The sequence below is a fragment of the Psychrobacillus glaciei genome, from assembly GCF_008973485.1.
In the GTDB taxonomy this organism is placed as follows: domain Bacteria; phylum Bacillota; class Bacilli; order Bacillales_A; family Planococcaceae; genus Psychrobacillus; species Psychrobacillus glaciei.
Genome location: NZ_CP031223.1, coordinates 3735945 through 3749438, shown reverse-complemented (window position 1 = coordinate 3749438; position 13494 = coordinate 3735945). Strand labels below are relative to the sequence as shown.

Sequence of the window (13494 nt, the reverse complement as noted above, 5' to 3'; positions counted from 1 at the left end):
CAAATGTTTATCACTAGCTATGATTGGGTATTGAATACTATATATAGCGAAGACGGGGGATAAAATAATGAATATTTCAGTTAAACTGTTACAAGAGAGTACGCGTGTTAAAGGTGATATTACAGGAGAAATCGATGCATTTACAGCGCCGATTCTGAGAGAGAAGTTAGCAGAAATAAATGTAACAGAAAACCTTTATATTGAATTGAATTTAAAAGATGTGTCCTATATGGACAGTACAGGACTTGGTGTATTTGTCGGGTTTTATAAAAGTGTAAATGCTTCCAATGGTCATTTGGAATTAACCGGTCTTTCATCACGTTTGAAACGATTGTTTGATATTACTGGTTTAGGTGAGATTATGGATATTCGAACAGCGAGTGAAGAGGTGAAAATAGATGAAACCGTTTGATTATGTGGAAATTAGATTGCCTGCAAAACCACAATATGTGAGTGTTGCTCGCCTTACAATTTCTGGGTTGGCAAATCGCATTGGATTTACGTATGAAGATATCGAAGATTTGAAAATTGCCACAAGTGAGGCTATTACAAATGCAGTTCAACATGCGTACGCTGAGGATGAAGAAGGCGAAGTAGTTATTGGGTGTGCAATATATAAAGAAAAAATGGAAATCATGGTGGCAGATCATGGGAAAAGCTTCAATTTTGAAGAGACGAAAGCAAAAGTTGGTCCATACCATGACTTGAAAGAAGGATCACTTCTAAGGGAAGGTGGTCTAGGTTTATATTTAATCGAGACGTTAATGGATGAAGTAAAAGTCCATCACCAAGAAGGTGTAACTGTATTTATGACGAAGTATGTCGAAGTAGAGCAGGTGGATGAAAATGTCCAACACATCACATCCTAACAAACAATCCAAAGAACAAATATTAGAATGGATTAAAGAATACCAACAGACAGAGAGCGATGATGCTCAAACCAAGTTAGTGTTAAATTATAAAAGGTTGGTTGAATCCATCGCTCGAAAATATTCAAATGGCAAATCGCATCATGAAGATATAGTACAAGTAGGAATGCTAGGACTTTTAGGTGCAATCAGAAGATATGATCCAACTTTTGGGAAAAGCTTCGAAGCGTTTGCTATTCCAACGATTATTGGAGAAATTAAACGTTTTTTGCGGGATAAAACATGGGCAGTACATGTTCCCAGAAGAATTAAAGAACTAGGTCCACGTATAAGAGCGGCTGTAGAAGCTTTAACCGTAGAATTTCAGCGTTCTCCATTAGTGCAGGAAATTGCTGACTTTTTGGGTGAAGAAGTGGAAAATGTCTTAGAAGCTATGGAAATGAGTAAGAGCTATCAGGCGCTATCAATGGATCATTCGTTAGATTCAGATTCAGATGGAGGTACAATTACCTTGTTTGACGTTATTGGAAAAGCGGATGGAGAATTTGAAAAAACAGATCAGCGTTTACTAGTTGCTAATGCTATAAGTAAATTATCAGATCGTGAGAAAGAAATAATACAGCTTACATATATGGAGCAGTTAAGTCAAAAAGAAACGGGCGAGCGTTTAGGAATTTCTCAAATGCATGTTTCAAGAATTCAAAGAAAAGCAATAAAAAGATTGCAAGAAGTAATTTTAGTGTCAGGTGGATTGAAACAGTGAAAATACTTTCAGATGAAAAGGTAGAGATGTGTGTGTACCAAGAGGCGAAGTCCGGAAATTTAGAATCTGGTGACACTTATTATATTGATCAAAAGGAAGATTATTTAATTTGTTCCATTGCAGATGGATTGGGTAATGGACCTATTGCAAAAGAGTCTGCGGATATCATGCCTGAAATTTTAGCAAAATATCCAGAGGAATCGATTGATAGTTTACTTTTACGTTGTAATGAATTAATGGTCCAAAAAAGAGGGGCCGCTGTTGCTATTGTAAAGGTAGATTTCAAACTTCATACAATATCTTATAGCTGTGTAGGAAATATTAAGTTTTATATGTATCAAAGTGAGACAGACAAAATGATATACCCACTACCTGTTATGGGCTACTTATCCGGAAGAAAGCAAAAACCACACACACAAACTTATTCTTATAATAAAAATGATTTATTCTTATTGCATTCTGATGGTGTAAACTTGAAAAGTCCAAAAGCGATTATTAAAAAAGCTGTCAATGCCCAATGTTTATACAAAGCTGTGCTCGACGATATCGAACATGGAGATGACGCTACATTTATCACAGGAAGCTTACTCTAGTTAAATAGGGTAAGCTTTTTTGTGTTAAAATAATCTTATAAGGAAAGGGTGTGTTTGTTTTGGAAATAAAGAAAATGCTACAGCTTGTTTCTAAAGAAACAGGAGTCAAAACTACGCAAGCTGAACAAGTGATTAAACTATTAGAAGAAGGAAATACAGTTCCTTTTATAGCACGGTATAGGAAAGAGCAAACGGGATCTTTAGATGAGGTGCAGATTAAGGCTGTAGAAGATCGATATAATTACATACAGCAGTTAGAACAACGAAAAGAAGAGGTTATCCGATTAATTGATGAGCAAGGTAAGTTAACGGAAGAATTGACTACTTCTATTCAAAATGCTATGGTTCTTCAACGATTAGAAGATTTGTACCGACCATATAAGCAAAAGCGCAGAACAAAAGCGACGATTGGTAAGGAAAAAGGATTAGAACCACTAGCGAGTTTGCTGCTTACTTTTCCTAAAGAGTCGGTGCAAAAGCTAGCAGTCGATTATATCAATGAAAATTTAGAAGTTCTTTCTATAGAAGAGGCACTTCAAGGTGCAAGAGATATTTTAGCAGAACAATTTTCTGATGATGCGAAAATTCGCGAACAAATACGCAATATCACTCGCGCTGATGGAAAGGTTATTTCCACAGTCAAAAAGGAAGAGTTGGACGAAAAGAATGTATTTGAAATGTATTATGAGTACGAGGAACCTGTGAAAAAAATTGTTCCTCACAGAACTTTAGCGATTAACCGTGGAGAAAAAGAAGATGTACTTAAGGTGAGTTTTCAAGTTCCAATAGATAAAGTGACGAATCTTATGAAAACACAGTGGATTCCTTATCAAACGTCCAGTGATGCAGTTGAACATGTGGAAATGGCAATTGAAGACTCGTATAAACGCTTAATCCAACCTTCTGTAGAAAGAGAAATTCGAACAGAACTTACGGAAAAGGCAGAAACTCAAGCAATCCACATTTTCTCGGAAAATTTACGTAACTTATTATTGCAACCTCCATTAAAAGGGAAAGTTATTCTTGGTGTGGATCCAGCATACCGAACAGGATGCAAGCTTGCAGTTGTAGATGATACAGGAAAGCTGCTAGAAGTTTCAGCGATTTATCCACATGCACCTAAAATGGATGTGGAAGGATCTAAAAAGAAAGTTCTTTCTTATTTGAAGAAGTACCCAATTTCATTAATTGCAATTGGGAACGGTACAGCTTCTCGTGAAACCGAACAATTTATAGTAGATTGTTTGAAAGAAGTAGAAGGCGATGTTGCTTACGTTATTGTGAACGAAGCAGGAGCAAGTGTTTATTCAGCATCTGAAACTGCAAGGAATGAGTTCCCTGACTTACAAGTGGAGCAGCGAAGTGCCGTTTCAATTGCAAGAAGGTTACAAGATCCGCTTGCTGAACTTGTGAAGATTGAACCAAAAGCAGTTGGGGTAGGGCAATACCAACATGATGTATCTCAAAAGAAACTTTCAGAGTCTCTTTCTTTTATAGTAGAAACTGCAGTTAACCAAGTTGGAGTGAACGTAAATACAGCATCTGCATCCCTATTGCAATACGTTTCTGGTCTATCGAAAACAGTTGCGGAAAACGTAGTGAATTTGAGAAATGAGCAAGGAAGGTTTACTTCTAGAGCGCAACTAAAGAAAATTCCTCGTCTAGGAGCTAAAACATACGAGCAAGCAATAGGATTCTTACGTGTTCCAGACGCTAAAAACCCATTCGATGCTACAGGAATTCATCCAGAAAGTTATAAAGCAGCAGAACAAGTTTTAGAAATCGTAGGTTTGGAAAAGTCTCAAATCGGATCCAAAGAAGCAGAAGCAGCTTTGATAAACATTAATATTGCGGAAGTAAGCAAGGAACTAGAAATTGGTGAAATTACATTAAAAGATATAGTAGAAACATTGATCAAACCAACTCGAGATCCACGAGAAGCTTTCCCGCAACCTATTTTGAAGAAAGATGTTCTTAAAATGGAAGATCTTCAAAAGGGAATGGAGCTTCAAGGTACTGTTCGAAACGTAGTAGACTTTGGTGCGTTTGTTGATATCGGTGTAAAACAAGATGGCTTAGTTCATATTTCGAAGTTGAAAAAAGGTTTTGTAAAACATCCATTAGATGTTGTATCGCTAGGAGATATCGTTACTGTATGGGTCGAACAATACGATGCAAATAAAGGAAAGGTTTCTTTAACTATGCTTCCTCCAGAACAACAAGTATAAGCAAACAAGAGTTGTCCAATTGATTATTCATTGGACAACATCTTTTAAAGTTAATTCGGTAGTTTTTGCCGAGGCGTAATTGATTAGGAGAGATTTAAGTGACAGATGAAAAACTTCGTGAATTAGTATGTGATGTATCAATAAAGATTTTTGGGAAAGACTTTCAACATGAAGCTTATTTTAATAGTCGCCTTCGTACTACTGGAGGAAGGTACATGTTAAGAACTCATCATATAGAAGTAAATCCTCTTGTGTTTGAAAAGCATGGGATGGATGAATTGATTGGTGTTATAAAACATGAGCTTTGTCATTATCATTTACATATAGAAGGAAAAGGGTATAAACATAGAGATGCTGACTTTCGAGAATTATTGAAAAGAACGAAATCTCCGAGATTTTGTTCTACACTTGTAGATAAGAAAAAGGGTCAAATAAATAAAACCTACACATACCAATGTATAAAATGTTCACTTGAATATAATCGGAAAATTCGATTAAATACGAACAAATACAGATGTGGCAAGTGTTTGGGAGATCTATTATTAGTTTCATTAAGAAATATTAAATAAAATTCGAAAAAGTAGTTGACGTTTCTTAAAAGGCTCTTTATAATAATAAAAGTCGAGTAAAACAAAACGACAAAAATTATTCCGAAGTAGCTCAGTGGTAGAGCAATCGACTGTTAATCGATTGGTCGTAGGTTCGAGTCCTACCTTCGGAGCCATCATGGCCCCTTGGTCAAGCGGTTAAGACACCGCCCTTTCACGGCGGTAACACGGGTTCGAATCCCGTAGGGGTCATTTACATAATATAATTTTAAAGGTCCCGTGGTGTAGCGGTTAACATGCCTGCCTGTCACGCAGGAGATCGCCGGTTCGATCCCGGTCGGGACCGCCATATTGGGGTATAGCCAAGCGGTAAGGCAACGGATTTTGATTCCGTCATGCCCTGGTTCGAATCCAGGTACCCCAGCCATTTTCTTAGAGCCATTAGCTCAGTTGGTAGAGCATCTGACTTTTAATCAGAGGGTCGTAGGTTCGAATCCTACATGGCTCATAAATTTGTTGTTGACATTCTTAGCTAGTGAAGTTATAATAAGGCTTGTCTTGAAAATTAACTACGCGGTCGTGGCGGAATGGCAGACGCGCTAGGTTGAGGGCCTAGTGGGGGTTAACCCTGTGGAGGTTCAAATCCTCTCGGCCGCACCAAAGTGCATTATGCGCCCGTAGCTCAATTGGATAGAGCGTCTGACTACGGATCAGAAGGTTGTGGGTTCGACTCCTGCCGGGCGCGCCAATGAAACAACAACATTTAATTTTATATATGCGGGTGTAGTTTAGTGGTAAAACCTCAGCCTTCCAAGCTGATGATGAGAGTTCGATTCTCTTCACCCGCTCCATTATTTAAAACCATTAGTTAAAACATGAACATTGAAAACTGAACATGCAAAACGTTAAGAAATATAACTTGAAAGACTAACTCCGGTTAGCTTGATAGTAAAACAATTTGGACATCATTTAATGATGATGCCAGCAAAACAAAATGAGCTTTTTAAGTTCTCTATTATGGAGAGTTTGATCCTGGCTCAGGACGAACGCTGGCGGCATGCCTAATACATGCAAGTCGAGCGAATGACGAAGAAGCTTGCTTCTTCTGATTTAGCGGCGGACGGGTGAGTAACACGTGGGCAACCTGCCCTGTAGATTGGGATAACTCCGGGAAACCGGGGCTAATACCGAATAATCCATTTCCTCACATGGGGAAATGTTAAAAGACGGTTTCGGCTGTCACTACAGGATGGGCCCGCGGCGCATTAGCTAGTTGGTGAGGTAACGGCTCACCAAGGCGACGATGCGTAGCCGACCTGAGAGGGTGATCGGCCACACTGGGACTGAGACACGGCCCAGACTCCTACGGGAGGCAGCAGTAGGGAATCTTCCACAATGGACGAAAGTCTGATGGAGCAATGCCGCGTGAGTGAAGAAGGTTTTCGGATCGTAAAACTCTGTTGTGAGGGAAGAACAAGTACGAGAGTAACTGCTCGTACCTTGACGGTACCTCATTAGAAAGCCACGGCTAACTACGTGCCAGCAGCCGCGGTAATACGTAGGTGGCAAGCGTTGTCCGGAATTATTGGGCGTAAAGCGCGCGCAGGCGGTCCTTTAAGTCTGATGTGAAATCCCACGGCTCAACCGTGGAAGGTCATTGGAAACTGGGGGACTTGAGTACAGAAGAGGAAAGCGGAATTCCAAGTGTAGCGGTGAAATGCGTAGAGATTTGGAGGAACACCAGTGGCGAAGGCGGCTTTCTGGTCTGTAACTGACGCTGAGGCGCGAAAGCGTGGGGAGCAAACAGGATTAGATACCCTGGTAGTCCACGCCGTAAACGATGAGTGCTAAGTGTTAGGGGGTTTCCGCCCCTTAGTGCTGCAGCTAACGCATTAAGCACTCCGCCTGGGGAGTACGGTCGCAAGACTGAAACTCAAAGGAATTGACGGGGGCCCGCACAAGCGGTGGAGCATGTGGTTTAATTCGAAGCAACGCGAAGAACCTTACCAGGTCTTGACATCCCGCTGACCGTTCTAGAGATAGATCTTTCCCTTCGGGGACAGCGGTGACAGGTGGTGCATGGTTGTCGTCAGCTCGTGTCGTGAGATGTTGGGTTAAGTCCCGCAACGAGCGCAACCCTTGATCTTAGTTGCCAGCATTCAGTTGGGCACTCTAAGGTGACTGCCGGTGATAAACCGGAGGAAGGTGGGGATGACGTCAAATCATCATGCCCCTTATGACCTGGGCTACACACGTGCTACAATGGACGGTACAGAGGGTCGCAACCCCGCGAGGGTGAGCTAATCCCATAAAACCGTTCTCAGTTCGGATTGTAGGCTGCAACTCGCCTACATGAAGCCGGAATCGCTAGTAATCGTGGATCAGCATGCCACGGTGAATACGTTCCCGGGCCTTGTACACACCGCCCGTCACACCACGAGAGTTTGTAACACCCGAAGTCGGTGGGGTAACCCTTACGGGAGCCAGCCGCCGAAGGTGGGACAGATGATTGGGGTGAAGTCGTAACAAGGTAGCCGTATCGGAAGGTGCGGCTGGATCACCTCCTTTCTAAGGATAATATCGGAATACAGATTTTTATCTGTATCTTAACGTTTTGCAGTTCAGTTTTGAATGTTCATTTTTATGAGCATTTGAAAACTTGTTCTTTGAAAACTGGATAAAAAGACATTGAAAGAAACAAATTCAAGAAATTCAATTTGTAATCACTTTTGTGATTATATTTTGCGTAGTATTTTTAACTACTATAGGAAGTCCGTGTTTTCACGGAGGACCAAATTAGGTTAAGTTAATAAGGGCGCGCGGTGAATGCCTTGGCACTAGGAGCCGAAGAAGGACGGCACTAACACCGATATGCTTCGGGGAGCTGTAAGTGAGCTTTGATCCGGAGATTTCCGAATGGGGAAACCCACTGTTCGTAATGGAGCAGTACATTTACGTGAATACATAGCGTATCTGTGGCACACCCAGGGAACTGAAACATCTAAGTACCTGGAGGAAGAGAAAGAAAAATCGATTCCCTGAGTAGCGGCGAGCGAAACGGGAATAGCCCAAACCAAGAGGCTTGCCTCTTGGGGTTGTAGGACACTCTACATAGAGTTACAAAGGAATGAGTTAGACGAAGCGATCTGGAAAGGTCCGCAGGATAGGGTAAAAGCCCCGTAGTCAAAAGTTCATTCTCTCTTGAGTGTATCCTGAGTACGGCGGAACACGTGAAATTCCGTCGGAATCTGGGAGGACCATCTCCCAAGGCTAAATACTACCTAGTGACCGATAGTGAACCAGTACCGTGAGGGAAAGGTGAAAAGCACCCCGGAAGGGGAGTGAAATAGATCCTGAAACCGCGTGCCTACAAGTAGTCAGAGCCCGTTAATGGGTGATGGCGTGCCTTTTGTAGAATGAACCGGCGAGTTACGATTACATGCAAGGTTAAGTTGAGAAGACGGAGCCGCAGCGAAAGCGAGTCTGAATAGGGCGAATGAGTATGTGGTCGTAGACCCGAAACCAGGTGATCTACCCATGTCCAGGATGAAGGTAAGGTAACACTTACTGGAGGTCCGAACCCACGCACGTTGAAAAGTGCGGGGATGAGGTGTGGGTAGCGGAGAAATTCCAATCGAACCTGGAGATAGCTGGTTCTCTCCGAAATAGCTTTAGGGCTAGCCTCAAACGTTAGAATCTTGGAGGTAGAGCACTGTTTGGACTAGGGGCCCATCCCGGGTTACCGAATTCAGACAAACTCCGAATGCCAATGATTTATGTTTGGGAGTCAGACTGCGAGTGATAAGATCCGTAGTCAAGAGGGAAACAGCCCAGACCACCAGCTAAGGTCCCAAAGTATTTGTTAAGTGGAAAAGGATGTGGCGTTGCTTAGACAACCAGGATGTTGGCTTAGAAGCAGCCATCATTTAAAGAGTGCGTAATAGCTCACTGGTCGAGTGACGCTGCGCCGAAAATGTATCGGGGCTAAACAAATCACCGAAGCTGTGGATTGATACCTATGGTATCAGTGGTAGGAGAGCGTTCTAAGGGCGTTGAAGTCAGACCGGAAGGACTGGTGGAGCGCTTAGAAGTGAGAATGCCGGTATGAGTAGCGAAAGATGGGTGAGAATCCCATCCACCGTATGACTAAGGTTTCCTGAGGAAGGCTCGTCCGCTCAGGGTTAGTCGGGACCTAAGTCGAGGCCGATAGGCGTAGACGATGGACAACAGGTTGATATTCCTGTACCACCAAACCACCGTTTGAGCAATGGGGGGACGCAGAAGGATAGGGTAAGCATGCTGTTGGTTATGCATGTCCAAGCAGTGAGGTGTGAGTGTAGGCAAATCCGCACTCTGTAACATTGAGCTGTGATGGCGAGGACTTAGTCCGAAGTTCCTGATTTCACACTGCCAAGAAAAGCCTCTAGCGAGGTGATAGGTGCCCGTACCGCAAACCGACACAGGTAGTCGAGGAGAGAATCCTAAGGTGAGCGAGAGAACTCTCGTTAAGGAACTCGGCAAAATGACCCCGTAACTTCGGGAGAAGGGGTGCTCTTTTGGGTGTATAGCCTAGAAGAGCCGCAGTGAATAGGCCCAGGCGACTGTTTAGCAAAAACACAGGTCTCTGCAAAACCGTAAGGTGAAGTATAGGGGCTGACGCCTGCCCGGTGCTGGAAGGTTAAGAGGAGTGCTTAGCGCAAGCGAAGGTGCGAATTGAAGCCCCAGTAAACGGCGGCCGTAACTATAACGGTCCTAAGGTAGCGAAATTCCTTGTCGGGTAAGTTCCGACCCGCACGAAAGGCGTAACGATCTGGGCACTGTCTCAACGAGAGACTCGGTGAAATTATAGTACCTGTGAAGATGCAGGTTACCCGCGACAGGACGGAAAGACCCCGTGGAGCTTTACTATAGCTTGATATTGAATTTTGGTGCAACTTGTACAGGATAGGCAGGAGCCTTAGAGCCCGGAGCGCCAGCTTCGGAGGAGGCGTCGGTGGGATACTGCCCTGGTTGTATTGAAATTCTAACCCATACCCGTAACCCGGGTAGGAGACAGTGTCAGGCGGGTAGTTTGACTGGGGCGGTCGCCTCCTAAAGTGTAACGGAGGCGCCCAAAGGTTCCCTCAGAATGGTTGGAAATCATTCGAAGAGTGTAAAGGCAGAAGGGAGCTTGACTGCGAGACCTACAAGTCGAGCAGGGTCGAAAGACGGGCTTAGTGATCCGGTGGTTCCGCATGGAAGGGCCATCGCTCAACGGATAAAAGCTACCCCGGGGATAACAGGCTTATCTCCCCCAAGAGTCCACATCGACGGGGAGGTTTGGCACCTCGATGTCGGCTCATCGCATCCTGGGGCTGTAGTCGGTCCCAAGGGTTGGGCTGTTCGCCCATTAAAGCGGTACGCGAGCTGGGTTCAGAACGTCGTGAGACAGTTCGGTCCCTATCCGTCGTGGGCGTAGGAAATTTGAGAGGAGCTGTCCTTAGTACGAGAGGACCGGGATGGACACACCGCTGGTGTACCAGTTGTTCTGCCAAGAGCATCGCTGGGTAGCTATGTGTGGACGGGATAAGTGCTGAAAGCATCTAAGCACGAAGCCCCCCTCAAGATGAGATTTCCCATTACGCAAGTAAGTAAGATCCCTCAAAGACGATGAGGTAGATAGGTTCGGGGTGGAAGCGTGGCGACATGTGCAGCTGACGAATACTAATCGATCGAGGACTTAACCAAATAGAATTTGCACATTTCAATGTCTTTTATCCAGTTTTGAGTGAACAAGCACTCATTGTCTAGTGATGATGGCGAAGAGGTCACACCCGTTCCCATACCGAACACGGAAGTTAAGCTCTTCAGCGCCGATGGTAGTTGGGGGTTTCCCCCTGCAAGAGTAGGACGTCGCTGGGCACTATGAAAAGTCGTTACCGAGTAATCGGTAACGACTTTTTTTGCTGTATAAATTTAACTGTTTTAAAGGTTCTATAATATTTGTTGGGGTTTTCCTACAATTATCCATAAAAAATGCAGATCGTAATGTAGAAGTTATTATACGTAAGTTCACATAATTTAGAAGGTATAGTATTTTTAGATTCTATAATAAATATTGTGGTTTTTACACAACTAAGTGCAAAATGCTTGGCATCTTCCGAATTTTATACTTGAACTTGTATGATCGAAATCGCAGATTTGAGAGGTTATGTGAGAAGAAGCGCAAACGTAATTCATTTGGTGATAAAAGTTGCGGTTTCAAGTAAAAATATTACTAGTACACTATTATAAATAGATTATAAGTAAAGTTGATTAACTTATAGGAGTTTTTAATACACGTGAGAAAAACCTTATAAAATAAACAGTTTTCTAAAGAAAAGGTGAGTAATTACTATTGGTAGTGTCTCACCATTTTATTTCATCTATATATTGTATAGGTAATAATAGATGTAAGTTTTATTAAAAAAACAAAGAAAAACACTTGTCATTCTCTTTAGAGAGTGGTATATTAATTAAGTTGTCATTTTAACTACTGTTTTTTCAAAAAGTAATTAAAAAAAGTTGTTGACATTAATAACAAGATTTGTTATGATAATAAAGTCGTCAAAACGACATAACAACAAAAGCAGAACATGAACATTGAAAACTGAACATGTAAAACGTTAAGAAATATAACTAGAAAGACTAGCTTAGGTTAGTTTGATAGTAAAACAATTTGGACATCATTTAATGATGATGCCAGCAAAACAAAATGAGCTTTTTAAGTTCTCTATTATGGAGAGTTTGATCCTGGCTCAGGACGAACGCTGGCGGCATGCCTAATACATGCAAGTCGAGCGAATGACGAAGAAGCTTGCTTCTTCTGATTTAGCGGCGGACGGGTGAGTAACACGTGGGCAACCTGCCCTGTAGATTGGGATAACTCCGGGAAACCGGGGCTAATACCGAATAATCCATTTCCTCACATGGGGAAATGTTAAAAGACGGTTTCGGCTGTCACTACAGGATGGGCCCGCGGCGCATTAGCTAGTTGGTGAGGTAACGGCTCACCAAGGCGACGATGCGTAGCCGACCTGAGAGGGTGATCGGCCACACTGGGACTGAGACACGGCCCAGACTCCTACGGGAGGCAGCAGTAGGGAATCTTCCACAATGGACGAAAGTCTGATGGAGCAATGCCGCGTGAGTGAAGAAGGTTTTCGGATCGTAAAACTCTGTTGTGAGGGAAGAACAAGTACGAGAGTAACTGCTCGTACCTTGACGGTACCTCATTAGAAAGCCACGGCTAACTACGTGCCAGCAGCCGCGGTAATACGTAGGTGGCAAGCGTTGTCCGGAATTATTGGGCGTAAAGCGCGCGCAGGCGGTCCTTTAAGTCTGATGTGAAATCCCACGGCTCAACCGTGGAAGGTCATTGGAAACTGGGGGACTTGAGTACAGAAGAGGAAAGCGGAATTCCAAGTGTAGCGGTGAAATGCGTAGAGATTTGGAGGAACACCAGTGGCGAAGGCGGCTTTCTGGTCTGTAACTGACGCTGAGGCGCGAAAGCGTGGGGAGCAAACAGGATTAGATACCCTGGTAGTCCACGCCGTAAACGATGAGTGCTAAGTGTTAGGGGGTTTCCGCCCCTTAGTGCTGCAGCTAACGCATTAAGCACTCCGCCTGGGGAGTACGGTCGCAAGACTGAAACTCAAAGGAATTGACGGGGGCCCGCACAAGCGGTGGAGCATGTGGTTTAATTCGAAGCAACGCGAAGAACCTTACCAGGTCTTGACATCCCGCTGACCGTTCTAGAGATAGATCTTTCCCTTCGGGGACAGCGGTGACAGGTGGTGCATGGTTGTCGTCAGCTCGTGTCGTGAGATGTTGGGTTAAGTCCCGCAACGAGCGCAACCCTTGATCTTAGTTGCCAGCATTCAGTTGGGCACTCTAAGGTGACTGCCGGTGATAAACCGGAGGAAGGTGGGGATGACGTCAAATCATCATGCCCCTTATGACCTGGGCTACACACGTGCTACAATGGACGGTACAGAGGGTCGCAACCCCGCGAGGGTGAGCTAATCCCATAAAACCGTTCTCAGTTCGGATTGTAGGCTGCAACTCGCCTACATGAAGCCGGAATCGCTAGTAATCGTGGATCAGCATGCCACGGTGAATACGTTCCCGGGCCTTGTACACACCGCCCGTCACACCACGAGAGTTTGTAACACCCGAAGTCGGTGGGGTAACCCTTACGGGAGCCAGCCGCCGAAGGTGGGACAGATGATTGGGGTGAAGTCGTAACAAGGTAGCCGTATCGGAAGGTGCGGCTGGATCACCTCCTTTCTAAGGATAATATCGGAATACAGATTTTTATCTGTATCTTAACGTTTTGCAGTTCAGTTTTGAATGTTCATTTTTATGAGCATTTGAAAACTTGTTCTTTGAAAACTGGATAAAAAGACATTGAAAGAAACAAATTCAAGAAATTCAATTTGTAATCACTTTTGTGATTATATTTTGCGTAGTATT

Annotated in this window: 6 protein-coding genes, 8 tRNA genes and 4 rRNA genes; all 18 read left to right on the top strand. The window is 43.6% G+C overall.

Annotation, left to right across the window (positions count from 1 at the left end; genetic code table 11):
- Window positions 1-67 precede the first annotated feature (67 nt).
- The 18 genes from PB01_RS17655 to PB01_RS17570 all read left to right on the top strand — a co-directional run bounded on the left by PB01_RS17655 (window position 68) and on the right by PB01_RS17570 (window position 13308).
- A complete protein-coding gene (locus PB01_RS17655; protein ID WP_151701381.1) occupies window positions 68-412 on the top strand; it encodes an anti-sigma factor antagonist in 345 nt (114 codons plus the stop codon).
- Window positions 399-869 carry an anti-sigma B factor RsbW gene (rsbW, locus tag PB01_RS17650; RefSeq protein ID WP_151701380.1) on the top strand — a complete coding sequence of 157 codons (471 nt, stop codon included), beginning with the start codon at window positions 399-401 and terminating at the stop codon, window positions 867-869. The genes PB01_RS17655 and rsbW overlap by 14 nt, the downstream gene beginning before the upstream one ends.
- On the top strand, window positions 847-1632 hold the full coding sequence (gene sigB, locus PB01_RS17645; protein ID WP_151701379.1) for an RNA polymerase sigma factor SigB: 786 nt from the start codon (window positions 847-849) through the stop codon (window positions 1630-1632). The genes rsbW and sigB overlap by 23 nt, the downstream gene beginning before the upstream one ends.
- A complete protein-coding gene (locus PB01_RS17640; RefSeq protein ID WP_225986093.1) occupies window positions 1629-2225 on the top strand; it encodes a PP2C family serine/threonine-protein phosphatase in 597 nt (198 codons plus the stop codon). Before sigB ends, PB01_RS17640 begins: the two co-directional genes overlap by 4 nt.
- Before the next feature lie 59 nt (window positions 2226-2284).
- Window positions 2285-4453: a Tex family protein gene (locus PB01_RS17635; protein ID WP_151701378.1), complete on the top strand. Its 2169-nt coding sequence runs from the start codon at window positions 2285-2287 to the stop codon at window positions 4451-4453.
- Between the two features lie 98 nt (window positions 4454-4551).
- Window positions 4552-5022: a SprT family protein gene (locus PB01_RS17630; RefSeq protein ID WP_151701377.1), complete on the top strand. Its 471-nt coding sequence runs from the start codon at window positions 4552-4554 to the stop codon at window positions 5020-5022.
- An 80-nt stretch (window positions 5023-5102) separates the two neighbouring features.
- Window positions 5103-5177 (top strand) — tRNA-Asn (locus PB01_RS17625).
- A 4-nt stretch (window positions 5178-5181) separates the two neighbouring features.
- Window positions 5182-5253: transfer RNA gene (locus tag PB01_RS17620), tRNA-Glu, on the top strand.
- A gap of 21 nt (window positions 5254-5274) precedes the next feature.
- Window positions 5275-5350, top strand: a tRNA-Asp gene (locus PB01_RS17615).
- Between the two features lie 3 nt (window positions 5351-5353).
- Window positions 5354-5428, top strand: a tRNA-Gln gene (locus PB01_RS17610).
- Between the two features lie 8 nt (window positions 5429-5436).
- Window positions 5437-5509, top strand: a tRNA-Lys gene (locus PB01_RS17605).
- A gap of 65 nt (window positions 5510-5574) precedes the next feature.
- Window positions 5575-5661 (top strand) — tRNA-Leu (locus tag PB01_RS17600).
- An 11-nt stretch (window positions 5662-5672) separates the two neighbouring features.
- Window positions 5673-5749: transfer RNA gene (locus PB01_RS17595), tRNA-Arg, on the top strand.
- A 29-nt stretch (window positions 5750-5778) separates the two neighbouring features.
- Window positions 5779-5852, top strand: a tRNA-Gly gene (locus tag PB01_RS17590).
- Window positions 5853-6015: 163 nt separating this feature from the next.
- Window positions 6016-7569 (top strand): 16S ribosomal RNA (locus PB01_RS17585).
- Window positions 7570-7800: 231 nt separating this feature from the next.
- Window positions 7801-10728: ribosomal RNA gene (locus PB01_RS17580) — 23S ribosomal RNA — on the top strand.
- Between the two features lie 58 nt (window positions 10729-10786).
- Window positions 10787-10902, top strand: a 5S ribosomal RNA gene (rrf, locus tag PB01_RS17575).
- Between the two features lie 852 nt (window positions 10903-11754).
- Window positions 11755-13308: ribosomal RNA gene (locus PB01_RS17570) — 16S ribosomal RNA — on the top strand.
- The 16S, 23S and 5S rRNA genes sit together here with 8 tRNA genes alongside, the layout of an rRNA operon.
- The last annotated feature ends 186 nt before the right edge of the window (window positions 13309-13494 follow it).